The sequence below is a fragment of the Actinomycetospora chlora genome, from assembly GCF_039542135.1.
Lineage (GTDB): Bacteria > Actinomycetota > Actinomycetes > Mycobacteriales > Pseudonocardiaceae > Actinomycetospora > Actinomycetospora chlora.
Window position 1 is genome coordinate 1 of sequence record NZ_BAABHO010000008.1, and the last position, 25662, is coordinate 25662.

General features: G+C 74.8%; 29 protein-coding genes and 1 riboswitch. Of the genes, 16 read left to right on the plus strand and 13 right to left on the minus strand.

What is annotated here, in order from left to right; translation table 11 throughout:
* Positions 1-72: 72 nt before the first annotated feature.
* Positions 73-831 (minus strand): methylated-DNA--[protein]-cysteine S-methyltransferase, encoded by a 759-nt coding sequence (locus ABD994_RS06740; RefSeq protein ID WP_345412127.1) that lies wholly within the window; start codon positions 829-831, stop codon positions 73-75.
* Positions 828-1382, minus strand: a complete 555-nt coding sequence (locus tag ABD994_RS06745; RefSeq protein ID WP_345412130.1) for an RNA polymerase sigma factor — start codon at positions 1380-1382, stop codon at positions 828-830. The genes ABD994_RS06740 and ABD994_RS06745 overlap by 4 nt, the downstream gene beginning before the upstream one ends.
* A gap of 89 nt (positions 1383-1471) precedes the next feature.
* Between ABD994_RS06745 and ABD994_RS06750 the strand changes: the two genes are divergently transcribed.
* Genes ABD994_RS06750 through ABD994_RS06765 form a run of 4 tightly spaced genes read left to right on the plus strand, consistent with a single transcriptional unit; the run spans position 1472 to position 3756 of the window.
* Positions 1472-1813 carry a VOC family protein gene (locus ABD994_RS06750; protein WP_345412132.1) on the plus strand — a complete coding sequence of 114 codons (342 nt, stop codon included), beginning with the start codon at positions 1472-1474 and terminating at the stop codon, positions 1811-1813.
* Between the two features lie 19 nt (positions 1814-1832).
* Complete coding sequence (locus ABD994_RS06755; RefSeq protein ID WP_345412134.1) at positions 1833-2564, plus strand: SDR family oxidoreductase; 732 nt, start codon at positions 1833-1835, stop codon at positions 2562-2564.
* 14 nt (positions 2565-2578) lie between these two features.
* Entirely contained in the window at positions 2579-3037 is a 459-nt protein-coding gene (locus ABD994_RS06760) for a GatB/YqeY domain-containing protein (RefSeq protein WP_345412136.1), read from the plus strand.
* Complete coding sequence (locus ABD994_RS06765) at positions 3034-3756, plus strand: SDR family NAD(P)-dependent oxidoreductase (protein ID WP_345412139.1); 723 nt, start codon at positions 3034-3036, stop codon at positions 3754-3756. Before ABD994_RS06760 ends, ABD994_RS06765 begins: the two co-directional genes overlap by 4 nt.
* Positions 3757-3765: 9 nt before the next feature.
* On the opposite strand, the gene ABD994_RS06770 is transcribed toward ABD994_RS06765, so the two are convergent.
* Positions 3766-4518 (minus strand): sulfite exporter TauE/SafE family protein, encoded by a 753-nt coding sequence (locus tag ABD994_RS06770; RefSeq protein ID WP_345412141.1) that lies wholly within the window; start codon positions 4516-4518, stop codon positions 3766-3768.
* Between the two features lie 41 nt (positions 4519-4559).
* Between ABD994_RS06770 and ABD994_RS06775 the strand changes: the two genes are divergently transcribed.
* The 3 genes from ABD994_RS06775 to selD all read left to right on the plus strand — a co-directional run bounded on the left by ABD994_RS06775 (position 4560) and on the right by selD (position 6876).
* Complete coding sequence (locus tag ABD994_RS06775) at positions 4560-4796, plus strand: RNA-binding S4 domain-containing protein (RefSeq protein ID WP_345412143.1); 237 nt, start codon at positions 4560-4562, stop codon at positions 4794-4796.
* A gap of 390 nt (positions 4797-5186) precedes the next feature.
* Positions 5187-5864, plus strand: coding sequence for a DUF742 domain-containing protein (locus tag ABD994_RS06780; RefSeq protein WP_345412145.1), 678 nt, complete (start codon positions 5187-5189; stop codon positions 5862-5864).
* Positions 5865-5874: 10 nt separating this feature from the next.
* Positions 5875-6876, plus strand: a complete 1002-nt coding sequence (gene selD / locus ABD994_RS06785) for a selenide, water dikinase SelD (RefSeq protein WP_345412147.1) — start codon at positions 5875-5877, stop codon at positions 6874-6876.
* Here the strand turns inward: selD and ABD994_RS06790 are convergent.
* Positions 6869-7987 (minus strand): glycosyltransferase family 9 protein, encoded by a 1119-nt coding sequence (locus ABD994_RS06790; RefSeq protein ID WP_345412149.1) that lies wholly within the window; start codon positions 7985-7987, stop codon positions 6869-6871. The genes selD and ABD994_RS06790 overlap by 8 nt on opposite strands.
* A gap of 24 nt (positions 7988-8011) precedes the next feature.
* On the opposite strand from ABD994_RS06790, the gene ABD994_RS06795 reads away from it, so the two are divergent.
* The 9 genes from ABD994_RS06795 (at position 8012) to ABD994_RS06835 (ending at position 16466) form a co-directional block, all read left to right on the plus strand.
* A complete protein-coding gene (locus ABD994_RS06795; protein WP_345412151.1) occupies positions 8012-8776 on the plus strand; it encodes an SDR family oxidoreductase in 765 nt (254 codons plus the stop codon).
* Positions 8777-8801: 25 nt separating this feature from the next.
* On the plus strand, positions 8802-9386 hold the full coding sequence (clsA, locus tag ABD994_RS06800; RefSeq protein WP_345412154.1) for a cardiolipin synthase ClsA: 585 nt from the start codon (positions 8802-8804) through the stop codon (positions 9384-9386).
* Positions 9387-9434: 48 nt separating this feature from the next.
* Positions 9435-9824 (plus strand): glycine cleavage system protein GcvH, encoded by a 390-nt coding sequence (gcvH, locus tag ABD994_RS06805; protein WP_345412156.1) that lies wholly within the window; start codon positions 9435-9437, stop codon positions 9822-9824.
* 233 nt (positions 9825-10057) lie between these two features.
* On the plus strand, positions 10058-10525 hold the full coding sequence (gene garA / locus ABD994_RS06810) for a glycogen accumulation regulator GarA (RefSeq protein ID WP_345412158.1): 468 nt from the start codon (positions 10058-10060) through the stop codon (positions 10523-10525).
* Positions 10522-11409: a MerR family transcriptional regulator gene (locus tag ABD994_RS06815; RefSeq protein WP_345412161.1), complete on the plus strand. Its 888-nt coding sequence runs from the start codon at positions 10522-10524 to the stop codon at positions 11407-11409. Before garA ends, ABD994_RS06815 begins: the two co-directional genes overlap by 4 nt.
* Before the next feature lie 160 nt (positions 11410-11569).
* The gene (locus ABD994_RS06820; protein WP_285647930.1) at positions 11570-12043 is read left to right on the plus strand and encodes a bifunctional nuclease family protein; all 474 of its coding nucleotides are present in this window, start codon (positions 11570-11572) and stop codon (positions 12041-12043) included.
* A gap of 210 nt (positions 12044-12253) precedes the next feature.
* Complete coding sequence (locus ABD994_RS06825; protein WP_345412166.1) at positions 12254-12871, plus strand: MerR family transcriptional regulator; 618 nt, start codon at positions 12254-12256, stop codon at positions 12869-12871.
* Between the two features lie 62 nt (positions 12872-12933).
* Positions 12934-13037: riboswitch (glycine riboswitch) on the plus strand.
* 203 nt (positions 13038-13240) lie between these two features.
* The gene (gene gcvP, locus ABD994_RS06830; RefSeq protein ID WP_345412168.1) at positions 13241-16153 is read left to right on the plus strand and encodes an aminomethyl-transferring glycine dehydrogenase; all 2913 of its coding nucleotides are present in this window, start codon (positions 13241-13243) and stop codon (positions 16151-16153) included.
* 97 nt (positions 16154-16250) lie between these two features.
* The gene (locus ABD994_RS06835; protein ID WP_345412171.1) at positions 16251-16466 is read left to right on the plus strand and encodes a hypothetical protein; all 216 of its coding nucleotides are present in this window, start codon (positions 16251-16253) and stop codon (positions 16464-16466) included.
* On the opposite strand, the gene ABD994_RS06840 is transcribed toward ABD994_RS06835, so the two are convergent.
* The 9 genes from ABD994_RS06840 to ABD994_RS06880 form a co-directional block, all read right to left on the minus strand.
* Positions 16460-17023, minus strand: a complete 564-nt coding sequence (locus tag ABD994_RS06840) for a Clp protease N-terminal domain-containing protein (protein WP_345412174.1) — start codon at positions 17021-17023, stop codon at positions 16460-16462. The two genes, ABD994_RS06835 and ABD994_RS06840, sit on opposite strands and share 7 nt — an antisense overlap.
* A 9-nt stretch (positions 17024-17032) precedes the next feature.
* Positions 17033-17251: a helix-turn-helix domain-containing protein gene (locus tag ABD994_RS06845; RefSeq protein WP_345412176.1), complete on the minus strand. Its 219-nt coding sequence runs from the start codon at positions 17249-17251 to the stop codon at positions 17033-17035.
* Between the two features lie 114 nt (positions 17252-17365).
* A complete protein-coding gene (locus ABD994_RS06850; RefSeq protein ID WP_345412178.1) occupies positions 17366-18157 on the minus strand; it encodes a universal stress protein in 792 nt (263 codons plus the stop codon).
* On the minus strand, positions 18154-19548 hold the full coding sequence (locus ABD994_RS06855) for an APC family permease (RefSeq protein ID WP_345412461.1): 1395 nt from the start codon (positions 19546-19548) through the stop codon (positions 18154-18156). The genes ABD994_RS06850 and ABD994_RS06855 overlap by 4 nt, the downstream gene beginning before the upstream one ends.
* Positions 19549-19661: 113 nt before the next feature.
* Positions 19662-20969, minus strand: a complete 1308-nt coding sequence (locus ABD994_RS06860) for an MFS transporter (RefSeq protein ID WP_345412464.1) — start codon at positions 20967-20969, stop codon at positions 19662-19664.
* A 117-nt stretch (positions 20970-21086) separates the two neighbouring features.
* Complete coding sequence (locus tag ABD994_RS06865) at positions 21087-21926, minus strand: VldE C-terminal domain-containing protein (protein ID WP_345412181.1); 840 nt, start codon at positions 21924-21926, stop codon at positions 21087-21089.
* Positions 21927-22124: 198 nt separating this feature from the next.
* The gene (locus tag ABD994_RS06870) at positions 22125-23108 is read right to left on the minus strand and encodes an NAD(P)/FAD-dependent oxidoreductase (protein WP_345412183.1); all 984 of its coding nucleotides are present in this window, start codon (positions 23106-23108) and stop codon (positions 22125-22127) included.
* A complete protein-coding gene (locus tag ABD994_RS06875) occupies positions 23105-24292 on the minus strand; it encodes a hemolysin family protein (RefSeq protein ID WP_345412185.1) in 1188 nt (395 codons plus the stop codon). The genes ABD994_RS06870 and ABD994_RS06875 overlap by 4 nt, the downstream gene beginning before the upstream one ends.
* Positions 24289-25644, minus strand: coding sequence for a hemolysin family protein (locus ABD994_RS06880; RefSeq protein WP_345412187.1), 1356 nt, complete (start codon positions 25642-25644; stop codon positions 24289-24291). The genes ABD994_RS06875 and ABD994_RS06880 overlap by 4 nt, the downstream gene beginning before the upstream one ends.
* Between the last annotated feature and the right edge of the window lie 18 nt (positions 25645-25662).

Sequence of the window (25662 nt, forward strand, 5' to 3'; positions counted from 1 at the left end):
CGCGATGTGCTGAGACATCACCTGTCTCCGATGTCCTGAGAACAGACAGGCCCCTATAGGGGCCGCAACTGCTCACAGGGGGCGGCAGTCGCGGCAGGGCCGGTAGCCGGCCTCGCGGGCGCGCTCGAGGCTCGCGAAGCCGTGGCGGTGGGGTGCGGTGATCCGCCGCGCGTGGTGGCACGTCGGGAAGCAGACGACGCCGGTGGTGTCGCTGCCGAGCAGCCGGACGCCCCGGTCGGCGAGCTCGGCCAGACCGGCCAGGTCGACGCCCTCGCCCTCGAGCAGGGCCACCTTGTCCGCGACGCCTGACAGGTACTGCCCGACCTGCCCGTCGCCCCGGGTGACGCGGTGGCAGGGCACGAGCAGCGGCACCGGGTTGCGGGCGAGCACCGTGCCCACCGCCCGCACGGCCTTCGGGTGCCCGATCTCGCGGGCGACCCAGCCGTACGGACGGGTCTGCCCGGCCGGGATGCGGGCGGTGGCGGCCAGGACGTCGCGGGCGAACGGCGTGAGCCCGGCGAGGTCGAGCGCCGGGCCCGGACCGCGCCCCCGCAGGGCCGGCAGCAGCCCGCGCGGCGGGCGGGCCGCGGGCCGGACGGGGCGGCCGTGCCGCGTGCGGTAGTCCTCGAGGAAGGCCTCGAGGTCGCCGGCGTGGGCGGCCGGGCGCAGCAGGCGCACCCCGCGGTCGCCGACGACGGCGTACACCTCGCCCAGGGCACTGGGCGCGCGGACCCACCCGTCGAGGACACGGTCGGCGAGGGTGACGGGGGCGGGGCCGGCGAGGTCGCGCAGCGCGGTGAGCACGGCGTCGGGCGGCGGGCTGTCGGTCACGGTGTCTCCTCGAGACGGGCACGCAGCGCCGCGAGTCCGCGGGCGGCGTAGGAGCGGGCGGTGCCCTCGGTGCAGTGCAGGACGGCGGCCACCTCGGCGACCGGGAGGTCGACGACGTGGCGCAGCACCACGGCCGTGCGCTGGGCGACCGGCAGGTCGGCGAGCAGCGCGGCCAGGCGGTCGCCCAGCTCGGCCGTCTCGGCGCGCTCGGCGGGGCCGGCCGTGGCGCTCGGGCGGTCGGGCGGCTCGGCGACCCCGTCGGTGCGGGGCCGGCGGGCGGCGGTGCGGCGGTCGTTGCGGGCGGTGTTGAGGAGGATCGTCAGCAGCCAGGGCCGCAGGTCCAGGGCCTCGATCCGGGTGGCCGGGTAGTCGCGCAGCGCGCGGTAGGCACGCAGGAACGCCTCGGCGGCGAGGTCCTCGGCGTCCACGGCCCGGTCGGCCGTGCGGCGCGCGACGGCGTGCACGACGTCGCCGTGCGCGCGCACCACCGCCTCGAACCCCGCGTCGAGGTCCTCGACCAGCGCGGTCCGCAGCTGCTCGTCGTCGGCCACGTCGGGGAGAACACCACAGCGCCGCGATCCGTGGCGCGGCTCCGTTTCCTCCAAGACCCCGGACGCGGTGGGGGCCATGCTCACCGGCCATGACCGTGACCCGCATCGTCGCCAACCTCGCCGTCGCCGACCCGGGCGCCGACGCCCCGTTCTGGACTGGCCTGCTCGGCCTCGAGACCGCGATGGACCTCGGCTGGGTCGTCAACCACCGCGAGGGGCCCGCCCAGGTGCAGCTGATCTCGCGGGACGCGACGGCGCCGGAGGACAGCCGCGTCTCGGTCGAGGTGGACGACGTCGACGCGGTGTACGCCCGGGCGGTCGCGGACGGCTACGAGATCGTGCACCCGCTCACCACCGAGGAATGGGGCGTGCGCCGGTTCTTCGTCCGCACCCCGCAGGGCGTCGTGGTGAACGTGCTGGCCCACGCGTGAGCTGGTAGGCACGCACCCCGTGCGGACGTTGATCACCGGTGCGAGCGCGGGGCTGGGCGCGGGCATGGCCCGCGAGTTCGCCGCGCGGGGACACGACCTGGCGCTCGCCGCCCGACGCCTCGACCGCCTCGAGGCGCTGCGCGACGAGCTCGCCCCCACCGGCGTGCGCGTCGCCGTCGCGCACCTCGACGTCGACGACCACGACGCCGTCTTCACGACGTTCCGGGCCCTGCGCGACGAGCTCGGCGGGCTCGACCGGGTGGTCGTCAACGCCGGCCTCGGCCGGGGCGCCCCGATCGGCACCGGGCGCTTCGACGCCAACCTCGCCACCGCGCGCACCAACTTCGTCGCCGCGCTCGCCCAGTGCGAGGCCGCCATGGAGATCTTCCGGGCGCAGGACTCCGGGCACCTGGTGGTCGTCACCTCCGTCGCCGCCGACCGCGGGCTGCGCGGTGCGCAGACCACCTACGCGGCGACCAAGGCCGGCCTCGCGCACCTCGCCGACGGCATCCGGGTGGACGTCGCCGACACCCCGATCCGCGTCACCACCCTCGCCCCCGGCTACATCCGCACCGACCTCAACGCCGGCATGACGATGCCGTTCGCCGTCGACGCCGCGACCGGCACGCGGGCGATGGCCGACGCGATCGAGAGGGCGCCGGCGTTCGCCTACGTCCCGACGTGGCCCTGGGCAGTCCTCGGGCGGGCCCTGCGGGTCGTGCCGACGGCGGTTCTCCGTCGCGTCACGTGACTACGGTGGTCGCCGTGGCCGACCTCAAGGAACGACTCCGCAGCGACCTCACCACCGCCATGAAGGCCCGCGACCAGGTGCGCGTGGCCACGCTGCGCATGGCGCTGTCGGCGATCAACACCGAGGAGGTCGCCGGCGAGACGCACCGCGAGCTCTCCGACGACGAGGTGCTCAAGGTCCTCGGCCGCGAGTCGAAGAAGCGTCGCGAGTCGGCGGAGGCCTTCGACGGCGCCGGGCGCACCGAGCTCGCCGACCGTGAGCGCGCCGAGCAGGCCGTCCTCACCGACTACCTGCCCACCCAGCTCTCCGACGAGGAGCTGACCTCGATCGTCTCGGCCGTCATCTCCGAGACCGGTGCGGCGGGCCCCCAGCAGATGGGGGCGGTGATGAAGGCCGTGCAGCCGCAGGTGGCCGGGCGCGCCGACGGCCGTCGGGTGTCGACGGAGGTCAAGCGCCAGCTGAGCGGGTCGTGACCGCTCTCGTCACCGGCGGCGGCACCGGCATCGGGCGCGCCTGCAGCCTCGCCCTGGCGCGCACCGGGCGCCCGGTCGCGATCTCCTACCGGCGCTCGTCCGACGACGCGCAGTCCGCGGTCGCCGAGATCGCCTCCGCCGGCGGGCGCGCCGTCGCCGTCCACGCCGACGTCACCGACGACGCGTCGGTGCGCGCGATGGCCGCGTCGGTGCGCGAGCAGCTCGGACCGGTCGAGGTGCTGGTCAACAACGCCGGCGCCACCGTCCCGCTGCCGCTCGAGGACCTCGACGGCGCGACCGACGACGTCTGGCGGCAGATGCTCGCGGTCAACCTCATGGCGCCCTGGTACGTGACGCGGGCGGTCGCTGACGACCTGCGCGGCGCCGACGACGGCGCGGTCGTCAACATCGGGTCGATCGCCGGGCTCACCGGCACCGGGTCGTCGCTGCCGTACGCGGTGAGCAAGTCGGCCCTGCACGGGCTGACCCGCTCGCTGGCCCGCGCGCTCGCCCCGGTGCGGGTCAACGAGGTGGCGCCGGGCCTCGTGCTGACGCGCTGGTGGGCGGGCCAGGAGGACCGTGGCCGGGAGCTGTCGTCGGCGGCGCTCCTCGACCGCGAGACCACGCCCGACGACGTCGCCCGGGCCGTGCTCGGCCTCGTCGAGAACCCCGCGGTCACGGGCCAGACGGTCGTCGTCGACGGGGGACAGACGCTGTAGCGCGGGCGTTCAGGGCGACGTCAGGGCCCGGAACAGCAGGACCCCGGCGAGAACGAGGCCGGCCGCGGCGATCCCGATGCGCAGGACGGTCGGGGGGAGCCGGCGGGCGATGGCCGGGCCGGTGTAGTTGCCGACGAGCAGCCCGAGGGTCAGGGGCAGCGCCGAGGACCACGACACGTCGCCCAGCACGGCGAAGCCGACCGCCGCGACCGCGTTCGATGCCCCGAGCAGGACGTTCTTCACGGCGTTGACGCGCACGAGCGAGTCGGCGAGCGCCCGCACGAGCAGCGCCATCATCACGACACCCGCGGCGGCGCCGAAGTAGCCGCTGTAGACGCCGACCAGGACCACGCCGACGGTCGTCGCCGCGCGCCCCGCCCGCGACGACACCGGCGCGGCGTCGGCGCGCGGGCGCCAGAGGAGCACCAGCGAGGCCCCGCCGACGAGGAACGGGACGATGAGGGCGAACGCGTCGGACGGGGTCACGAGGACGAGCCCGGCACCGATCCCGCCCCCGAGGAGCGTCAGCGGCAGCAGGCGCAGCACCCGGGGGGCCTGGCCGCGCAGCTCGGGGCGGGAGCCCAGCATCGAGCCGACCGAGCTCACGGCCAGCGCGATGGTGTTGGTCTGGTTGGCCACGACGGGGGGAAGCCCGGCGGCGAGCAGGGCCGGGTAGGAGAACAGGGACGCCAGCCCCGCCATCGATCCCGTCAGTCCCGCCCCGATCCCGGCGAGCACCAGCAGCGCGACCATCCCCGCCATCCCACCACCGCGCGGCCCGGTCCGCCGGGGACACTCGTCCCGTGGACCACCGCCCGCCCATCCGCGACGTCGACATCCGCGACGAGACGATCCGGCTCGGCCAGTTGCTCAAGCTCGCGGGTCTCGTCGAGGACGGCGCAGGGGCGCGCGAGGTGCTCGAGGCGGGGGAGGTCACGGTCAACGGCCGGGACGAGACGCGGCGCGGCCGTCAGGTGGTGCCCGGCGACGTCGTGGCCCTCGGCGACGCGCGGATCCGCGTGCACCGTGCACGCAGTTGATGAGCCCACGCAACGAGACTCGGGGTCGACGCCCCGGCGGACCGGGTGGAACGACGACGACCCCGAGCCTCGGTGAGGAACAGCCCCACGGAGAGAGGTCAAGGTGGGGCTGACATGAGCTTAGCGGTCGCCGCGGGGGTCGTCGTCGCAGGACACGGCGTCCGATCCGGTCGACACCTCCTCGGAGCAACGCCGTGACGGGATCGTCACCGTGTGACCGCCCGATCACCCCGCGTCACGGACGCCGGCGCCCCTCGATCCGGACTGATCGCACCGTGTGATCTGACCGAGACCTGCTCTATCGTGGGCACGGACCGTCCGTCCGGCGAGCCGATCGCGCAGCATCGGCCCGGCGACATCCCCCGATCGGGGAGCGAGGGGGAGCGCAGGGTGACCGAGGGCGACGGCGACGACCGGCGGCGTCGACGCCCCCGCGTCGGTCGCACGGGCGCCCGCTTCCCCCGGCCCGCCGAGGACGACGTCGAGCGTCCCGAGGCCGAGCCCGAGGTCGTCCTGGAGGCCCCGCCCGCCGACGAGTACGTCGGGCGCACCGGTGCGCGGTTCGGCTCCCACACCCGCCGTCAGCGCCGGGAGGCCGCCCGCGCCGCGGCCGAGGACGCCGCCGTCCCGGCCCAGGCGCCGCCGCCGGCCCGGCGTCACGCCCCGCCGCCGGGCGACGAGCCGGACGACGCGCCGACGATGCCGCTCTTCATCACCGCGGCCCCGCCGCCGGAGAGCACGCGCACCCGGGTGCGTCCCTACGTCCGTACCCGCGGGCGCACCCGCGCCCGGCCGGACCTGGCCGTCGAGACGCTGGTGTCGATCCCGTCGCCGCGTCCCCCGCTGGAGGACCCGGAGCACGTGGCCCTGGGCGACGTCGTGGCCGACCCGCGCTCGGTCGCGGAGGTCGCCGCTCTGCTGTCGGTGCCGCTGGGCGTCGCCCGCGTGATCATCGACGACATGGCGGGCGCCGGCCTGCTGCTGGTGCACCCCCGCGCGGTCGCGCCGACCGGGCGCCCGTCGCAGGACGTCATGCAGCGCGTGCTCGAGGGCCTGCAGCGCCTGTAGAAACGGGGCCATGACGACCACGAGCCCACGTCTCACCGGCTACGCCCATGGCGGCGGCTGCGCGTGCAAGATCCCGCCCGGTGAGCTCGAGGACGTCGTCCGGGGGCTGGTGCCCTCGCCGTCGACGCCGCGGGAGGGCGACCTGCTCGTCGGGCTCGACGACGGCGACGACGCCGCGGCCGTCCGCATCCGCGACGGGCTCGCGCTCATCGCCACCACCGACTTCTTCACCCCCGTCGTCGACGACCCCTACGACTGGGGCCGCATCGCCGCCGCCAACGCGCTCTCCGACGTCTACGCCATGGGCGGGCGGCCGGTGATCGCGCTCAACCTGCTGTGCTGGCCGCGCGACGTGCTGCCCTACGACCTCGCCGCCGAGGTGCTGCGCGGCGGCCTCGACGTCGCCGACCTCGCCGGCTGCCACGTCGCCGGCGGCCACTCGGTGGACGACCCGGAGCCCAAGTACGGCATGGCCGTCACCGGCACCGCCGACCCCGACGCCCTCATCCGCAACGACGCGGCCCGCCCCGGCACCCCGCTGACGCTGACCAAGCCGCTCGGGCTCGGCGTGCTGAACAACCGGCACAAGGCCACCGGCGAGTCGTTCGCGGAGGCCGTCGAGGTCATGACCACCCTCAACGCCGACGCCTCGCGGGCCGCCGTCGCCGCGGGGGTCCGCGCGGGCACCGACATCACCGGCTTCGGCCTGCTCGGGCACGCGCACAAGCTCGCCCGCGCCTCCGGCGTCACCGCGGTGATCGACAGCTCCGCCGTGCCGTTCCTCGACGGCGCGCGGGAGGCTGCCGACCAGGGCTACGTGCCGGGCGGGTCGCGGCGCAACCTCGACTGGGTGCGTCCGCACGCCGACCTCGGCGTCGACGAGGTCACCGCCCTGCTGCTCGCCGACGCCCAGACCTCGGGTGGGCTGCTGCTGGCCGGCGAGATCCCCGGCCACCCCGTGATCGGCGAGGTCGTCGCCGCCGAGGATGGGACGACGCTGCGCGTCAGGTGATCATCGCCTGCTCCCACAGGTCGACCGCCGCCTCGCGCACCTCGGCGACGTCGACGTCGTGGGTGGCGCTGGCGCCGTGGCCGCACCAGCCCTCGAGCACCCGCCGCCCGCAGACCTGGCAGCCGCCGTGCCAGGAGACGAGCACCCGGTGCCAGACGCGGGTCAGCGGCGCGACGTCGGCGAGGTTGGCGTAGGTGAACACGGCGACGGTCGGGGTGCCGACGGCCGCGGCCAGGTGCCGCGGCCCGGAGTCGTTGCCCAGCACCACCGTCGCCCGCGAGAGCAGCCCGACCAGCGCCGGCAGGTCGAGGGTGCCGACGGCGGTCTCGGGCGGCGTCCGCATGCCCGCCACCACCCGCTCGACGCGCTCGGCCTCGCTCGGCCCACCGGCGACGACGACGCGGGCGCCGCGGTCGGCGAGGTCCTGCGCGACGGCGCCGAGGCGCTCCTCGGGGTAGCAGCGGCGGGCGTCGGTCGCCCCGGGGTGCACCACGAGCAGCGGCGCGTCGCCGGGCGGCACGACGGCGTGGGAGGCCTCCAGATCGGCGTCGGTGACCGCCACGCGGGGCTCGACGCGGGTGGGCGTGGCGCCGGCCGCGGCCGCGACCTCCAGCCAGCGGATCGTGTCGTGCTGGTAGGGCCAGTACGGCACCCAGCGGTCGGGCCGGGGCGCGTCGGGCGTGCCGGCGCCGACGGTGACGCGGGCGCCCAGGCGCAGCAGGAGCTTGTTGGAGTTCCGCCCGCCGCCGTGCATCTGGACGGCCAGGTCGTAGCCCTCCGCCCGCCGCTCCGCGCACCAGGCCTCGACCTCGTCCTCACTCGCGTCCGGGTCCGGCCCCACCCGCACGCCGGGCACGAGCGGCACCGGGACGATCCGGTCCACCGGCGACGGCCGTCCCTCGAGCAGCGCCACGTGGTGGCGGGCGCCGAGCAGCGTCACCTCGGCGTTGGGGTAGGCGGCGTGCAGCGCGGCCAGCGCCGGCTCGGCGACGACGTAGTCGCCGAGCCCGTTGGCGCGCAGCACGGCGATGCGGCGGACGTCGGGGACGAGGGGAGCGGGGGAGGCGGGGAGCCCGAGGGCCGGAGCGGGGTCGGGGGCAGGGCCGATCACGGCGCGAGAGCCTACGGTCGGGGCATGGCGGACGAGCAGCGAGCAGCCGTGGTGACCGGATCGGGCAGCGGGATCGGCCGGGCGATCGTCGACCGGCTGGCGGCCGACGGATGGCAGGTCCTCGGGGTGGACCTCAAGGCGCCCGAAGGAGATCTGGCTGAGACCCTCCCGGGGCCGTCGCTGGGTGCCGACCTCACGACGCGGGAGGGCAACAAGGCGGCGGTCGACACCGCGCTCGAGCACTTCGGGCGCCTCGACCTCGTCGTGGCCAACGCCGGGTTCCAGCACGTGTCGCCGGTCGTCGACTTCGACGAGGACCGCTGGGACGCCCTGCTCGCCATCCTACTGACCAGCCCGTTCCTGCTCGCGAAGTACGCGTGGGAGTCGCTGCGCGCGGCGCCGCGGGGCGGGCGGTTCGTGGCGATCGCCTCGGCCCACGCCCTCGCGGCCTCGCCGTTCAAGGCGGGCTACGTCTCGGCGAAGCACGGCGTGCTGGGTCTGGTGAAGACCCTCGCGCTCGAGGGCGCCGCCGACGGGATCACCTCGACCGCGGTGTGCCCGGGCTACGTGCGGACCCCGCTGGTGGAGAAGCAGATCGCCGACCAGGCCCGGGCCCACGGCATCGACGAGGACCGGGTGCTCGAGGAGGTCATCCTCACCCCGCACGCGGTCAAGCGGCTCATCGAGCCGTCCGAGGTCGCGGACGTCGTCGCGTTCCTCCAGACCCCGGCCGGGTCGGCCTTCAGTGGGTCGCCGGTCACGATGGACATGGGCTGGACGGCCCGGTAGCCCCCGGGCGGGGATACTCCGGCCCGTGACGTTGCGGGAGCTCGCCGGAGAACGCTGGCTCACCGTCCCCAACGCGCTGAGCGCGGTCCGGCTGGCCGGTGTGCCGCTGTTCCTGTGGCTCCTCCTGGGCCCGCGAGCGGACGGCTGGGCGCTGGTCGTGCTCGCCGCGAGCGGCATCACCGACTGGCTCGACGGGCGGATCGCCCGCGCCCTCGACCAGTACAGCCGCCTCGGCGAGCTGCTCGACCCGCTCGCCGACCGCCTCTACACCGTCGCGACGCTCGTGGCGTTCCTCCTCCGCGGCATCGTCCCGTGGTGGGTGCTCGCGCTGATCATCGGGCGCGACCTCGTCGTCTCGGCGGCGCTGCCGCTGCTGCGCCGCAAGGGCTACCTCGCGTTCCCGGTGCTCTACGTCGGCAAGGCGGCGACGATGTGCCTGCTCTACGCCTTCCCGCTGCTGCTGCTCGCCCAGATGGACTGGGCGGGCGCGGACCTCGCGCGACCCGTCGCCTACGCCTTCACCGCGTGGGGGATCGCCCTGCACCTGTGGTCGGGAACGCTCTACCTGATCCAGCTCGTACGGTCGCCCGCCTCCGTGCCGGCCCGCTAACCTGCGCCGCCTGTACCGAGCAGTCACCAACGACGTGAGGAGCCGCCGGTGGTCCCGGAGGGCCTGCACTACACCGCCGAGCACGAGTGGGTCACGGCGACGGAGGGCGACCCGTCGGTCGTGCGGGTCGGCATCACCGACTACGCCCAGGACCAGCTCGGCGACGTCGTCTTCGTCCAGCTGCCCGACGTCGGCGCGTCCGCGTCGTCGGGGGAGTCGATCGCCGAGGTGGAGTCGACCAAGTCGGTCTCGGAGATCTACGCGCCCCTGCCGGGCGAGGTGACCGCCGTCAACGAGTCCCTGGGCGACACCCCGGAACTGATCAACTCGGACCCGTACGGCTCCGGCTGGATGTTCGAGCTGCGCCTCGCCGACGCCGACGCGCTGGCCGGGCTCCTCGACGCGGCCGGCTACCAGGCGCTCGTCGACGGGTCCTGACGCCGCCGGCGGACTCGTCCGGACGGCCCCGCACGGGCCGTCCCGGCAACGCTCCGCCACGGCACGCGGGCCGTCGCTCACGGTGGGTGGGGAGGGCCTCGACCCCGTGACGGGGACCGGTACCGTGACGGCCACCTCGCGACGATCCGTCACCGAGCACCGCGTCCCCGGGCGCCCTGCCCGGTGTGACGGGCCGGACGACCAGACCGAGCACGACACGACGGAGGAGCACGGTGAGCACAGGCGGTCCCCCGGTCCCCCCCGAGCGTCAGGGCGAGACGACGTCGGTCTTCCGGGCCGACTTCCTGGCCGAGCCCGAGAGCGAGTCGCGCGGCACCCCGGTCTCCGGGGTCGACGCGCTGCCCGCCGGCTCGGCGCTGCTGGTGGTCAAGCGCGGCCCCAACGCGGGGTCGCGGTTCCTGCTCGACCGGGACACCACGAGCGCGGGGCGCCACCCCGACAGCGACATCTTCCTCGACGACGTCACCGTCTCCCGCCGGCACGCGGAGTTCCGCCGCGACGGCGCCGAGTTCGTGGTGGTCGACGTCGGCAGCCTCAACGGCACCTACGTCAACCGTGAGCCGGTGGACACCGCGGTGCTCGCGAACGGCGACGAGGTGCAGATCGGCAAGTTCCGCCTCGTCTTCCTCACCGGCCCCCGCGACGGCGGGTCGGCCGGGGCGGGGGCGGGGCTGGAGTGACCGCCGCCGGGCTGCCCGAGCCAGGGGGGTCGCCCCTGTCGATCGGCTCGGTGCTCGACGCGCTGCGGGCCGAGTTCCCGGAGATCACGATCTCCAAGATCCGGTTCCTCGAGTCCGAGGGCCTGATCCGGCCGGCCCGTACGCCCGCGGGCTACCGCCAGTTCTCCCACGCCGACGTCGTGCGCCTGCGGTTCGTGCTGTCCGCCCAGCGCGACCACTACCTGCCGCTCAAGGTCATCCGGGCGCGTCTCGACGAGTTCGACCGCGCGCCCACCGAGGGCGGCCCGACGCTGCCGGGCGAGACCCCGGCCGGTGACACGGCGCTGCTCACCGCCCCCGCCCCCGGGGGCGAGCCCCGCAGCGGGGGTCCGGGCGGGCCCGGCGGCCCGACCGGCCCGACCGGCCCGGGCGGCCTGACCAGCCCGGCCGCGAGCGCCCGCCTGCGCAGCCTCGCCTCGGTGGCCGACCGCGCCGAGCCCGACGAGGACCCCGACGGCGTGCGCGCCGCCCGCGGCGACACCGTCGGGCGCGACGCGCTGCTCGCCGAGGACGGCGTCGACGCGGTCCTGCTCGACGGCCTCGAGCAGTACGGGATCCTGCGCGCCGACGCCGACGGCCGCTACGAGCCCGAGGACGTCCTGGTCGCCCGCACCGCCGCGTCGCTCGCCCGCCTGGGCGTCGAGCCCCGGCTGCTGCGCTCCCTGCGCGCCGGCGCCGACCGCGAGGTCGGCCTGCTCACCCAGCTCGTCACCCCCGTCGCGCGTAGCCGCGGACCCGAGGCGACACGCCGCGCGGAGGAGCTCTCCGCAGAGCTCGCGGCCCTCTCCGGACGGCTCCACGCCCTGCTCGTCGGGTCCGGTCTGCGGCACGGACTGCAGCGCTGACTCGCCCGCCACGCGACCGTCACGGGGCGGTCGGCCGCCGGGCGATCGCCGTTCTCCGGACGCGCGCACGGGGGTCGCGGAGCGTGTAGCGTCTCGACCCGTCGGCTGAGGGCTACGGCGACGGAGCCCTCGGAGCGCGACCTCGAGGAGGGCGAGTCTCATGAGCGAGATGCGTGTCGTGGGCGTTCGGGTCGAGCTCCCCGCGAACCAGCCGATCCTCCTCCTGCGGGAGGCCGACGGTGACCGCTACCTGCCCATCTGGATCGGCTCGGTCGAGGCCACCGCGATCGCCCTCGAGCAGCAGGGCGTCAAGCCCGCGCGGCCCCTCACGCACGACCTGCTCAAGGACGTGCTCGGCGCGCTCGACCGCCGCCTCGAGCAGGTCCGGATCATCGACCTGCAGGAGGGCACGTTCTACGCCGAGCTCGTGTTCGACGGCGACGTGCGCGTGTCCGCCCGCCCCAGCGACTCGGTGGCCCTCGCCCTGCGCGTCGGCGTCCCGATCCACGCCGAGGAGGACGTCCTCTCCGAGGCCGGGCTCGTCATCCCCGACGAGCAGGAGGACGAGGTCGAGAAGTTCCGCGAGTTCCTCGACTCGGTCTCTCCCGAGGACTTCCGCGGCGCCGACACTTAGTGTCGCGCCAAGCGTGAGCGCTGGGCTCACGCTCCTCCGTCGCGTGATCCCAGCCGTCACGCGGCGCGGGCCAGGGGTCGAGAAACGCTGCTGGTCACCGGCCAGTACGCTGACCCTCAACTCGAGGTCGAGGGCTGCCGCGCGTCGCGTTGACCCCCACCTCCGCCGCTCGTACCGTCGGCGTCACAACGGCACGAGGGAGGCACTTCGGTGAGCGGTGGTCAGGACGGCGGACCCGCCGGCCCCGAGCTCGAACCCCTCGGCCCGGAGGGCGAGCAGGGCTCGCTGTTCGACGACCAGGTGTTCGGCGACGCCGTACCCGGGATGGACGAGGTCGTCGGCTACCGCGGTCCGGCCGCCTGCCAGATCGTCGGCATCACCTACCGCCAGCTCGACTACTGGGCGCGCACCAAGCTGGTCGTGCCGAGCATCCGCAGCGCGACCGGGTCGGGCTCGCAGCGGCTGTACTCCTTCAAGGACCTCGCGGTGCTCAAGGTGGTCAAGAACCTCCTCGACACCGGCGTCTCGCTGAACAACATCCGCATCGCCGTCGAGCAGCTGCGCCGCCACGGCGTGCGCGACCTCGCGCGCATCACGCTGTTCTCCGACGGCGTCACGGTCTACGAGTGCACGTCGCCCGAGGAGGTCGTCGACCTGCTGCAGGGCGGCCAGGGCGTCTTCGGCATCGCCGTCGGCGGGGCCATGCGCGAGATCTCCGGGACCATCTCGCGGTTCCCGGCCGAGCGCGCCGACGCCGCCGTCGTCGAGCAGGCGCCGGAGGACGAGCTGGCCTCCCGTCGCAACCGGGGAGCCCGCTCGGCCGGGTGACACGGGCCACGCGGGTGATGGGTCCGCTGCCGCGGTTGCGGTACGTTCACCAGGTCGTTCTTGGACACCGCGCGGGAGAGACCTGCACACAGAAGCCTCTGGCTGCAGGCGCCGAAGGAGCAACTCCTCCCCGGAACCTCTCAGGCACCCCGACCGCGCGGAGGAGACGACCTCTGGAAAGCGGTGACCGCTCCAGCAGGACCGGGTCGGTCACCCGCCGATGGTGCAAGCCGGCGGTGAGCCCACCGTCCCGGTGAAGCTCTCAGGCGCTCGCACGGTGGCGGGCAGTGGCAGAGGGGGAGGCCGCGCGACGGATGGCGACGTCCGCAGCGCGCGAGGCCCCAGCCCGCCCTGCCGCCGGAGGCATCGATGTCCTCGTGGAACACCGCCCCGCTCGCCGCTCTCGAGCACGGCATCCCGTTCGCCGACCGCCACATCGGCCCCGACGCCCGCGGGCTCGCGCGGATGCTGGAGACGATCGGCGCCGGGTCGCTCGAGGAGCTCGCCGACCGGGCGATGCCGACCTCGATCCGCAGCGACCCCGCCGACTGGTCCGACGACCCGACCGGCGCCGCGCCGCCGCCGCCGGCCACCGAGGCGCAGGTGCTCGACGAGCTGCGCGGCCTCGCCGGGCAGAACACCGTGCTGGAGCCGATGCTCGGCCTGGGCTACCACGGCACGATCACCCCGCCGGTGATCCGCCGCAACGTCCTCGAGGACCCGGCCTGGTACACCGCCTACACGCCCTACCAGCCCGAGATCTCCCAGGGCCGGCTCGAGGCGCTGCTCAACTTCCAGACGATGGTCTGCGACCTCACGGGGCTCGACGTCGCGGGCGCGTCGATGCTCGACGAGTCGACCGCGGCCGCCGAGGCGATGCTGCTGCTGCGCCGGGCGGACAAGACGAAGAACAACCGCTTCCTCGTCGACGCCGACACGCTCCCGCAGACGATCGCCGTGCTGCACACCCGCGCGGAGTCCCTCGGGATCGAGGTCCGGGTCGTCCCCATCGACGACGCGACGGCCGAGCTCCCCGACGACGACTTCTTCGGCCTCCTGCTCGCCTCGCCCGGTGCCTCCGGCGTGCTGCGCGACCACCGCGCGGTGATCGAGGCCGCCCACGCGCGCGGCGCGGCCGTCGTCGTGGCCTGTGACCTCCTCGCGTCCGCCGTCGTCACCCCGCCCGGCGAGCTCGGCGCCGACGTCGCCGTCGGGACGAGCCAGCGCTTCGGCGTGCCGCTGGGCTTCGGGGGCCCGCACGCCGGCTTCCTCGCCGTGCGCCAGGGCCTCGCGCGCCAGCTGCCCGGACGTCTCGTCGGCACGTCGATCGACGCCGACGGCGACCCGGCCCACCGGCTCGCGCTGCAGACCCGCGAGCAGCACATCCGCCGCGACAAGGCCACGAGCAACATCTGCACCGCGCAGGTGCTGCTCGCGGTGATCGCCGCGATGTACGCCGTCCACCACGGACCGACGGGCCTGCGGGTCATCGCCCGCCGCACCCACCGGATGGCCGCCGTCCTGGCGGCCGGGCTGGTCAAGGGCGGCGTCGAGGTGGTCCACCGCGCGTTCTTCGACACGGTGCTGGTGCGCGTCCCGGGCGGGGCCGCCGACGCGGTGGCCGCCTGCCGCGGCGAGGGGATCCTCGTGCGCGAGGTGGACGCGGACCACGTCGGCCTCTCGTGCTCCGAGCGCACCACCCGCGAGCACCTGCGGGCCCTGTGGCACGCCCTGGGCGCGGGGCAGCCCGACGTCGAGGACCTCGACGCCGCCACCGACGACGCCGTGCCCGCCGACCTGGTCCGCACGTCGTCGTACCTCACCCACCCGGTCTTCCACCGCCACCGCAGCGAGACCGGGCTGCTGCGCTACCTGCGCGAGCTCTCGGACAAGGACGTGGCGCTGGACCGCAGCATGATCCCGCTGGGCTCGTGCACGATGAAGCTCAACGCCACTGCCGAGATGGAGCCGATCACCTACCCCGGCTTCGCCGAGCTGCACCCGTTCGCCCCGGAGTCCGACGCGCCCGGGATGCTGCGCGTGATCCGGGACCTCGAGGACTGGCTGGTGCACCTCACCGGCTACCACGCGGTGTCGCTGCAGCCCAACGCCGGTTCGCAGGGCGAGCTCGCCGGGCTGCTGGCCATCCGCGCCTTCCACCACAGCCGCGGCGAGGTCCACCGCGACGTCTGCGTCATCCCGGCCTCGGCACACGGCACCAACGCGGCGTCGGCGATCTCGGCCGGGATGCGGGTGAAGGTCGTCAAGACGACCGACCGCGGGGACGTCGACCGCGACGACCTGCAGCGCGTGATCGACGAGTGCGGCGACACCCTCGCCGCGATCATGATCACCTACCCGTCCACCCACGGCGTCTACGAGCCGCACGTGCGCAAGGTCTGCGCGGCGGTGCACGACGCGGGCGGGCAGGTCTACGTCGACGGCGCCAACCTCAACGCGCTGGTCGGGCTCGCGCGGCCCGGGCGGTTCGGCGCCGACGTCAGCCACCTGAACCTGCACAAGACGTTCTGCATCCCGCACGGCGGCGGGGGCCCGGGCGTCGGGCCGATCGGCGTGGCCGAGCACCTCGCGCCGTTCCTGCCCAACCACCCGGCCCAGCCCTCGGCCGGGCCGGAGACCGGGGTCGGCCCGGTCGCCGGCGCGCCGTGGGGCTCGGCGTCGATCCTGCCGATCTCCTGGGCGTACGTGCGGCTCATGGGCGTCGACGGGCTGCGCCGCGCGACGCTGACCGCCGTGGCCGCGGCCAACTACGTCGCCACCCGGTTGAACCCGTACTTCCCGGTGCTCTACACCGGGCCGGACGACTTCGTCGCCCACGAGTGCATCCTCGACCTGCGCCCGATGACGAAGTCGTCGGGGATCACCGTCGACGACGTCGCCAAGCGCCTGGCCGACTACGGCTTCCACGCGCCGACGATGTCGTTCCCCGTCGCCGGCACGCTGATGGTGGAGCCGACGGAGTCCGAGGACCTCGCCGAGATCGACCGCTTCTGCGACGCCATGATCGCCATCCACGGTGAGGTGGCCCGCGTCGAGTCGGGGGAGTGGCCCGCGGACGACAACCCGCTGGTCCACGCGCCGTTCACCGCCCGCTCGGTGCTCGGGGCGTCGTGGGACCACGCCTACACGCGCGAGGAGGCGGCGTTCCCGGCCGCGGGGCGCCCGGCGAAGATCTGGCCGCCGGTGCGGCGCATCGACGCCGCCCACGGCGACCGCCACCTCGTCTGCTCCTGCCCGCCGCTGGAGGAGCTCGCCGAGTAGGGGCTGCGCCGGGTGGCTTCCAGCCACCCGGCGTGTCGGTCTCACCCGATCGTGGGGCCGGAGGTGACACTGTGGCCTGAGAGATCAGGGGGTCCACGTGGGCGTGCTCATGGCCGCAGGTGTCGTCGTCGGCGTCGCCGTCGGGTTCATCGTCGGGCGGCGCTGGGCCGAGTACTTCCGTGCGGCGGCCGATGCGCGCGGCATCATGCGGAACCGCAAGAACTACCGCGGGACCAGCGACCTCGCGTTCGTCCTCGGCGGCCTGCTGATCCTCGGCATCATGATCTTCTACGCCAACAGCGCGACCTACTGAGCCGCGGTCCCCGGCTCGTCGAGGGCCGCGCGCACCTCGTCGAGCGTGAGGCCGCGGGCACGGAGCAGCGCCGACGCGCGCCCGGTCTCGCGGTGCAACATCCCGAGCAGGACGTGCTCGGTGCCGATCGAGCGGTCGCCGCGGCGGATCGCCTCGCGGAGCGCCAGCTCGAGGACCTTCGTCGCGCCGTGGTCGAAGGGGATGTGGCCCCACAGCCGCCGGCGAACCCGACGCGCGGCACGGGTGCCGTCGAGCGCTCCGGGCCCGAACGCCTGCTCGACGCGGTCGCGGACCTCGTCGAGGTCGATCCCGACGCTGGCCAGGGCCTCGCGGTCGGGGAGGCACGGCCGGTCGGGGGGAGCGGCACGCCGCGGGTCCGCCTCGACCGTCGCGGCCGTGACACCCCGGGCGGCGAGCAACGCGGCGCCGCGCGTGTCGTCCCGGCACAGGGCGAGCAGCAGGTGCTCGCTGCCGATGCTCTGGTCGGCCCGCTCGCGCGCGTCCTCCTGGGCGAGCACCACCACCCGCCGCGCGGACTCGGTGAAGCGTTCGAACACGTCTGCCTCCTAGAGGATCCCGAGGCGGCGGTACTTCTTGTGCACCGCCTGCCGGCTGACCGACAGCCCGTCGGCGATCTGCTGCCACGACCAGCCCTGGTCGCGCGCGTTGCGCACCTGCAGCTCCTCGAGGGACTCCAGCAGCGTGCGCAGCGACGACACCGCTGCGAGCCCCGTCGCCGGGTCCCGCGAGGACGCCGCCGCCGCCACCGCCGTCGCATCAGCCATGCGTGTCAATCTAGGTTGACACGTAGGCGACGTCAACTCACGTTGACAGGCCTCGGTCGTGGTGGAGCGAGGGCGTCCTTGGAGTCCCTCGCGCCCCGAGTCCGGTGCCCGGCTCTACAGCGTCGTCGTGCCCGGAGTGAGGACGACGGGTACCGGCGCCGTGCGCAGGACCGCCGCGCCCGGGTCGCCGAGGAGCACGCGGGTGGCGGTGCCGGCCGCGTCGGCACCGACGACGAGGATCTCGCCGTCGTCCCAGCCGAGGTGCGCGACGGCGTCCTCGACGGTCGTCTCGGCCACGGCGACGGTCTCGGCGTCGCCGACGCCGAGCTCGGTGAGCCCGGCGCGCTGGGCCGCGACCATCTGCTCGCGCCACTGCTCGACGACGATCTCCTCGGCCCGCAGCCCGGCCTCGGGGGGCACGGTGGGCCCGCGCCGGGGCCCGAACGACGCCACGCGCAGCGGCGCGCCGGTGCGGCGGGCCAGGTCGACGGCCGCGGCGAGGACCCGGCCCGCGTGCCGGCCCCCACCAAAGGCGCAGGTCACGCGCGTGACGGGCCCGTCCCGGGTGGTGGCGCCGGCGAGCGCGACCGGCACGTCGGCCGCGCGGGCGAGGCGCGCTCCGACCGAGCCCGGCCCCGGCGGCGCGTCACCCAGCACGACGACCGACGCGCCGTGGGCGTGCGCGGCGCGGGCCAGGCCCCCGGGCACCGAGCGGTCCTCGATGGCCGTGGTCTCGACCTCGACGCCGTCGACGGCGGGCACCGACTCGTCGACGAGCCGTTCGCCGGGCATCGTCACCGTGCACACCACCAGCGGCCCCCCGAGCGCCCGGGCGAGCCGCGCGCCGAGGACGAGGGCGCCGGCGCCCGGGTCCGACCCCGGCATCCGGCCCACCAGCACGGTCACGACGCCTCCTCACCCGCGGGCACGGCCAGGCGGGAGTGCCGCCGGCCGTAGAAGGACCAGAACACGAGCGCGGCCCCGAGCCACAGCACGAACACGATCAGCGTGATCCACTGCAGCCCGACGATGAGGTAGATGCAGGCGGCGATCGAGAGGACCGGCGTCACGGGGTAGCCCGGGACTCGGAAGCCGCGCGGCAGGTCCGGTGCCGTGCGGCGCAGGATGATCACGCCGGCCGACACCACCGCGAACGCCACCAGCGTGCCGACGCTGACGAGGTCGGCGAGCACGTCGAGCGGTATCAGGCCGGCCAGCACGGCGACGGCCACACCGACGATCAGCGTCGTCGGCACCGGGGTGAGCGTGCGCGGGTTCACGCGCGAGAGCAGCGGCGGCAGCATGCCGTCGCGGCTCATCGAGAACAGGATCCGGGACTGCGCGTACATCGTCACCAGGGTGACGCTGAAGATCGAGATGACGGCACCCGCCGCGACGACGATCCCGGGCCAGGCGGCGCCGGTGACCTCACCCATGATCGCCGCGAGACCGGCCTCCTGGCCCTCGAACTCCTGCCACGGCTGGGCCCCGACCGCCGACACCGCGACCAGCAGGTAGATCACGGTGACGACGACCAGCGCCAGCATCAGGGCGCGGGGGAGCGTCCGGCGCGGATCGCGGACCTCCTCGCCGGCCGTCGACACCGCGTCGAGGCCGATGAACGAGAAGAACACGGTGCCCGCGGCGGCCCCGACGCCGCTGACGCCGAGCGGGGCGAACTGCGCGAAGTTGTCGGCGTTGAACGCGGTGAACGCGATGCCGACGAACAGCAGCAGCACCGCGAGCTTGATCACCACCATGACCGCGTTGACCGTGGCCGACTCGCTGACGCCCCGGACGAGCAGCGCCGTGCAGAGCACCACGAGGATCACGGCGGGCAGGTTGAACGCCCCGCCCGCCCCGGGGGCGCCGGAGAGGGCGTCCGGGAAGCGGACGCCGACGGTCGCGTCGAGCAGCGCGTTGAGGTACTCCGACCAGCCCACCGCCACGGCGGCCGACGAGACCAGGTACTCGAGGATCAGGCACGCTGCGACGCCCATCGCCGCCGCCTCGCCGAGGGTGGCGTAGGCATAGGAGTACGACGAGCCCGACACCGGCACCGCCGAGGCGAGCTCGGCGTAGCAGAGGGCCGTGAGCCCGGCGGTGACCGCGGCGATGACGAACGACAGGACCACCGCGGGGCCGGCCTCGGGCGTGGCCTCGGAGAGCACGAAGAAGATGCCGGTGCCGACCGTCGAGCCGATGCCGATCGCGGCGAGCTGACCGAGCCCGATCGAGCGCTTGAGGTCACCGCCCTCGTGGCCGGCGGTGGCGTCGGCACCGGTCTCGGCGGCCATGGCGGCCACGGGTTTGCGCCGCCGCCAGGCGGAGCGTTCCGGTGCGGACAAAGGTTCCCCCCTCGAGGTGGGCGCGGACGGGTCCCCTCGCCGGCGAGCGGGTGGGCGGGAGCCTAACCCGAAGGATCACGCACGGCGGAACGGCTCGTCCGGCGGCCGACGAGCAGGGCGGCCACGGCCCCCGCGACGGTCACGATCCCGACGACCCACAGCCCGGCGCGCTGGCTGCCGGTGAGGTCGGCGAGACCGCCGGTGACGTACGGCGCCACGAAGCCCGAGAGGTTGCCCAGCGAGTTGATCAGCGCGATGCCGCCCGCGGCGGCCGCCCCGGTGAGGAACTGCGAGGGCAGCGGCCAGAACGTCGGCAGCGCGGCGCAGGTGCCGACGGCGCAGATCGTCACGGCGACCATGGCCGAGAACGGGTCGCGCAGGTAGAGCGCGATCGGGATGGCGATGCCGCCGACGATCATCGGCAGGGCGAGCCACCAGCGCCGGCCGCCCTCGCCGGCGAGGAACCCGCTGCCGTCGGCCCGACTCGCCGACCGGTCGGCGAGTCGGCTCCACACCACCATGCCCACGGCGGCGACGACATAGGGCACCGAGGTGACCAGGCCCTTCTCGATGGTGTCGAGCTTCGTACCGAACTGCTGCTCGAAGCCGGAGACGATCGTGGGCAGGAAGAAGCCCAGCGCGTAGAGGCCGTAGGTGACGCCGAAGTACACGAAGGCGAGCACGAGGATCCGCGGCGCGGTGAGGGCCCGCCGCAGCGGCCAGTGCTCGGCGGCCTCCACCTCGGCCGTCTCGGCGTCGAGCCGCCGGCGCAGCCACGAGCGCTCGTCCTCGGCCAGCCAGCGGGCCTGCTCGGGGCGGTCGGTGAGGGCGAAGAACGTCACGATGCCCAGCACGATCGCCGGGATGCCCTCGGCCAGGAACATCACGCGCCAGCCCGAGAGGCCGAAGAGCCCCTCGCCGCCCTGGATGATCAGGGCGCTCACCGTGGAGCCGACCGCCGTGGAGACGGGCACCGCCACCATGAACCAGCCCACCGCCCGGGCGCGGTACTCGGCCGGGAACCAGAAGGTCAGATAGAGGATGATCCCGGGGAAGAAGCCCGCCTCGGCCACGCCGAGCAGGAAGCGCAGGACGATCAGGACGGTCGCGTTCGGGGTGAACGCCATGATCGACGCGATGATCCCCCAGGACACGAGGATCCGGGTGATCCAGCGGCGGGCCCCGAAGCGGTGCAGCGCGAGGTTGCTGGGCACCTCGAGCAGCAGGTAGCCGATGAAGAAGATCCCCGAAGCGAGCCCGAACACCGTGGCGGTCAGGCCCAGCTCGGCGTTCATCCCGTTGGGGCCGGCGAACCCGATGTTGACGCGGTCGAGGTAGTTGACGAAGTACAGCAGGCCCAGCAACGGCATGAGCCGCCACGCCACGCGACGCAGCGTCCGCCGCCCGATCTCACTGTCCGTGCTCGGTCCGCTCGTCTCCGTCGACACCCGTTCAGTGGACCAGCCGGTCAAGCGGATGTGAAGCGGTCAGCCGCAACTGCGCAGCGCGGACACGTCGGGCGTCCCGCCGCCGTGCTCGAACGAGATGTGCACGTGGTCCTTGTGGTTCGCCGTCGTGCCGCCACGGTCCTCCATCCGCTCCCAGCCGGACCCGGTGTTGATCCGCTGGTTCCAGATGACGTAGGAGACGCCGAGGTCGCCGCGGTTGCTGATGACGCAGTCGGCGATCGCGTCGCCGTCGGTGGTCATGAAGTCCAGGGCGTAGCCGTCGGGGTGGTCCGACGCGTTGCCGCGGCTGCCGACGCCGAGCACGTCGTGGCCGGGGAAGACGCACTCCATGGCGTTGCCGACGGCCTGGACGGAGTCCGCCACACCGCCGTAGGAGCCGTCGGCGCCGCAGCTCACGCTGGCGGTGCGCTGCTCCTCGGCCTGCCGGGCCTCGTCCGCGCGACGCGCCTCGGCGGCGTCCGCCTCGGCCTGGCGGGCCGTCGCGGCGTCCGCCGCGCGGTCGCGCTCGGTGGCCTTGATGAGGTCCGCGGCGACAGCGCCGCCGCCCGGGCCGGCCACCGGGGTCACGGCGGCGGCCGGGCCCGCGGAGCCCGACGCGCCGTCGTCCAGCGTGGCGCCCTGGGCGGAGAGCTCGAGGGTCGTCGCGGCCGCGGAGGTGTCAGGGGCGTCCGGCAGGGCCATGACGGCCGGGCCGACCAGCGCGAGCGCGCTGCCGGTCAGGCCCGCGGCCACCGCGCCGTGCCGCACCGCGGCGCGGCCGGGGGAGCGGTGCCGGGCGGCGCCGCGCGGGGTGCCCTCGGGCAGGACGAACGGGACGGTCCGGGGCTCACGGCCCCGGGGGGAGCGTTGCCGTGTCACGTGCTGCCTTCCAGTCACGGAACGGCCTGGCGACACCGTCGGGGTCGGCGTCACCGGTCGGGGTGAGCGAGGTCAACCGTTGGGGGAGCCGTGACCTTCTCGTGACCGTTCCGTGGCCGACACTAGACGCGGACACACCGGACACCACCGCCGGTTCCGTCGGTGACGACGAGCGGGCGCCCGGTTGCGGTCAGTGGGTCAGCAGGACATCCGCGCGGCGATCGCCCGGCCCAGCAAGGTGCCCGAGCGCCAGGCGGTCTCGACCTTCGGGCTGCCCCAACCGTCGCCGCAGAGACCGACGAGGTCGTCGGTGAGCACGAACTCCTCGTCGTGCGGCGTGGCCGGGCTCGCGAACGACCAGCGATGGGCGTACGTCCAGGCCGGCGCGTCGGTGAGCCCGAGGAGCTCGGTGACCGCCGCGACCACCGGCGGGATCGCGCCGTCGGGGTCGTCGAGGTGCCGGCGGGCTCGCTCTGCCCCGGTGTGCGCGACGAGCACCGGTGCGCCGTCGCCGCGGCGGTCGCCGTCGTCGGCGATGAGGTCGACGTCGGGGTGGCCGTTGACGAACGCGGCCGGGAAGCGGTCCCAGCTGCGGTGGCCGTAGCCGAGCGCCACCGAGATGACGGGGTTCCAGGCGCGCCCGGCGACGACCTCGCCGGCCCGCAGGGCGGGGTGCAGCAGCCGGGCGGCCTGCGGGTCGGGCATCGCGAGCACCACCGCGCAGGCGGCCTGGCCGTCGACCGCGGGCCCCGGCTCCACCGACGACACCTCGTGCCGCGTGCTCACCGTGACGCCCTCGGCGAGGTCGGCCACCAACGAGCGCAGCCCGCCGGGCGCGCACCAGCGCTGCGGGCCCTGCTTCGACGACCACGTCCCGTCGGTGTCGTGGCTGGCCAGCGTGTCGGTCCACGGGCGGGCCAGCCCGCGCTCGCGCCAGCCCTCGACGACGGCGGCGAACTCGTCGTCGCGCACGGTGAAGTAGGCGGCGCCGAGGTCGACGACGTGGCCGGTGCCGTCCCCGCCCGCCGGCAGCGGCCGCGACGCCAGCCGGCCGCCCACGCGCCCGGCGCGCTCGAGCACCCGCACCGGCGTGCCCGCCGCGACGAGCGCCCGGGCGCAGGCGATGCCGCTGATGCCGCCGCCGACGACCAGGACCTCGTTCCGCAGGGCCGGTCCGGTCACGCCCGGCTCCGCGACCGCGTGACGTGCGTGCTGTCGCGCACCGTGCCGACGTACTCCTCCACGAGGTCCTCCAGGGCCACGAGCCCGACGGTCGCCCCGTCGCCGTCCACCGCGCGCGCGAGGTGCGCCCCCTCCCGCCGCAGCGCCGCGAGGGCCTCGTCCACCGGGGCGGTCAGCGCCAGCTCCGGCAGCGGGCGGACGCGGTCCACCGGGACCGGCAGGTCGCCCGCCTCGTCGTCGGAGGCGCCGTCACCGTCGACGTCCCCGAGGTCGAGGACGTCCTTGACGTGCAGGTAGCCGTCGAGCGCGACCACCGGCGCGTGCTCGGTGGGGACGCCGTCGTCGGTGGGCCCGATCGGCGTGGTGCCCGGCTCGTGGGTCTGGGTGGACAGCCGCGGGTGGGCGTCCGGCGCGTCGGGCGCCTGGACCGGGAAGCGGGAGAAGCCGGTGCGCGCGACGGCCTCCTCGACGGCGCCGACCGTCGGGCGCGGGGGCAGCACGGTGACGCGGTCGAGCGGGATCATCACGTCGGCCACGGAGTGCTCGGCCGAGCTGAGCGCCTGGGTCAGCCGCCGGGTCTGCGAGGCGTCGAGGAGGCCCTCGCGCCGCGACTCGGAGAGCATCTCGGCGATCTCCTGCGGCGTGTACGCCGACTGCGCCTCGTCGACCGGCGTCACCCCGAACAGGCGCAGCACGTGGTTGGCCAGCCAGTTGAGCACGGTGATGATCGGCCGGGTCACCTTGAGGAACGCGACGAGCGCCGGCACGAGCCACAGCGAGGTCCGCTCCGGCCCGGCGATGGCGATGTTCTTCGGCACCATCTCGCCGATGACGATGTGCAGGATCGTCACGATGACCAGCGCGATCACGAAGGCGATCGGGTGGATGACGACCGAGGGGACGCCGAGCGGCTCGAGCACCGCCTCGAGCTGGTGGGCCACCGCGGGCTCACCGAGCGACCCGAGGGCCAGCGAGCAGATCGTGATCCCGAGCTGGGCGGCCGCGAGCATCATCGACAGGTGCTCGGAGGCCCGCAGCACCGTGCCCGCGCCGGAGGCGCCCTCGGCCTGCATCGCCTCCAGCCGGTCGCGCCGCGCCGAGATCAGCGAGAACTCGGCGCCCACGAAGAACGCGTTGCCGCCGAGCAGCAGCACCATGAGCAGGAGGGCCACGCCGTCGCTCACGCCGGGGCCCCCGTTCCCTCGGTGACCACCGCGGCCGGGACCTTCGGCGGGCGCACCACCCGCACCTCGGCCACGCGCCGCCCGTCGACCCGCGTGACGATCAGCTGCCAGTCGTCGAGCGTGACGGCGTCGCCGACGTGGGCGAGCCGCTGGAGCTCGGCGACGATGTAGCCCGCGAGCGTCTCGTAGACCTCGCTCTCCGGGAACGACCAGCCCACGACGTCGGCCAGCTCGTCGGGCCGCAGCATCCCCGAGACGATCCAGCTGTCCTCGCCCTCGCCGCGCGCCCGGTCGGCCTCGCCGCGGTCGTGCTCGTCGCGGACGTCGCCGACGATCTCCTCGACGAGGTCCTCGAGCGTGACGATGCCCGCGGTGCCGCCGTACTCGTCGACGACCAGCGCCATCTGCAGGCCGGCGCCGCGCAGGCGGTCGAGCAGCTCGTCGCCGTCGAGGGAGTCCGGCACGGTGGTGGCGGTGCGCATGAGGTTGCGCAGCTTGGTGGTGGAGCGCCGGGAGCGCGGCTCGGCGAACGCCTGCTTGACGTGCACGACGCCGCGGATGTCGTCGAGGTCGCGGTCGACGACGGGGAAGCGGGAGAAGCCGGTGCGCACGGTGGCCGCGATGAGGTCGTCGACCGTGTCGTCCTGCGAGAGCGACTCCACGCGCACCCGCGGCGTCATCAGCTCGTCGGCGGTGCGCTCGCCGACCCGCAGCGACCGGGCCATGACCTCGGCCGTGCCCTCGTCGAGCGTGCCGGCCTCCGCGCTGGTGGTGACCAGGGAGCCGAGCTCCTGCGGCGAGCGCGCCGAGCGCAGCTCCTCGGCCGGCTCGACCCCGAGGCGGCGCACGATCCAGTTGGCCGAACCGTTGAGCGCGCCGATGAAGTAGGAGAACGTCCGGGAGAAGCCGGCCTGGATGCCGGCGACCTTGCGGGCGGTGCCCATCGGCCGGGCGATCGCGAGGTTCTTCGGCACGAGCTCGCCGAACGTCATCGACAGCCCCGTCGCCACGATCAGCGCGATGATCGCCGCGGTGCCCGTGGCCGCCCCGGCGGGCAGGCCGACGTCCTCGAGGAGCGGGGAGATCAGCGTCGCGATCGCCGGCTCGGAGAGGTAACCGGTGATCAGCGTGGTGATGGTGATGCCGAGCTGGGCGCCGGAGAGCTCGAACGACAGGTTGCGGTGGGCCCGCTGCACGATCTGGGAGCGGCGGTCGCCCACCTCGGCGACGTGGTGGTCGATCTGGCTGCGCTCGAGGGTGGTCAGCGAGAACTCGGCGGCGACGAACACCGCCGTGCCGCAGGTGACGGCGACGAACCCGACGAGGCCGAGCACCGACAGCAGGACGTCCACGGTGGTCCGAGTCCCCGT

Bases quoted from the DNA above. Each gene is read 5' to 3' on its own strand.
- ABD994_RS06770 (WP_345412141.1), bottom strand. From the start codon at position 4,518: ATGGCGGGGATGGTCGCGCTGCTGGTGCTCGCCGGGATCGGGGCGGGA.
- gcvP (WP_345412168.1), top strand. From the start codon at position 13,241: ATGTCCTCGTGGAACACCGCCCCGCTCGCCGCTCTCGAGCACGGCATC.
- selD (WP_345412147.1), top strand. From the start codon at position 5,875: ATGACGACCACGAGCCCACGTCTCACCGGCTACGCCCATGGCGGCGGC.
- ABD994_RS06855 (WP_345412461.1), bottom strand. From the start codon at position 19,548: ATGGCCGCCGAGACCGGTGCCGACGCCACCGCCGGCCACGAGGGCGGT.
- ABD994_RS06820 (WP_285647930.1), top strand. From the start codon at position 11,570: ATGAGCGAGATGCGTGTCGTGGGCGTTCGGGTCGAGCTCCCCGCGAAC.
- ABD994_RS06845 (WP_345412176.1), bottom strand. From the start codon at position 17,251: ATGGCTGATGCGACGGCGGTGGCGGCGGCGGCGTCCTCGCGGGACCCG.
- ABD994_RS06750 (WP_345412132.1), top strand. From the start codon at position 1,472: ATGACCGTGACCCGCATCGTCGCCAACCTCGCCGTCGCCGACCCGGGC.
- ABD994_RS06795 (WP_345412151.1), top strand. From the start codon at position 8,012: ATGGCGGACGAGCAGCGAGCAGCCGTGGTGACCGGATCGGGCAGCGGG.
- ABD994_RS06860 (WP_345412464.1), bottom strand. From the start codon at position 20,969: ATGCCGTTGCTGGGCCTGCTGTACTTCGTCAACTACCTCGACCGCGTC.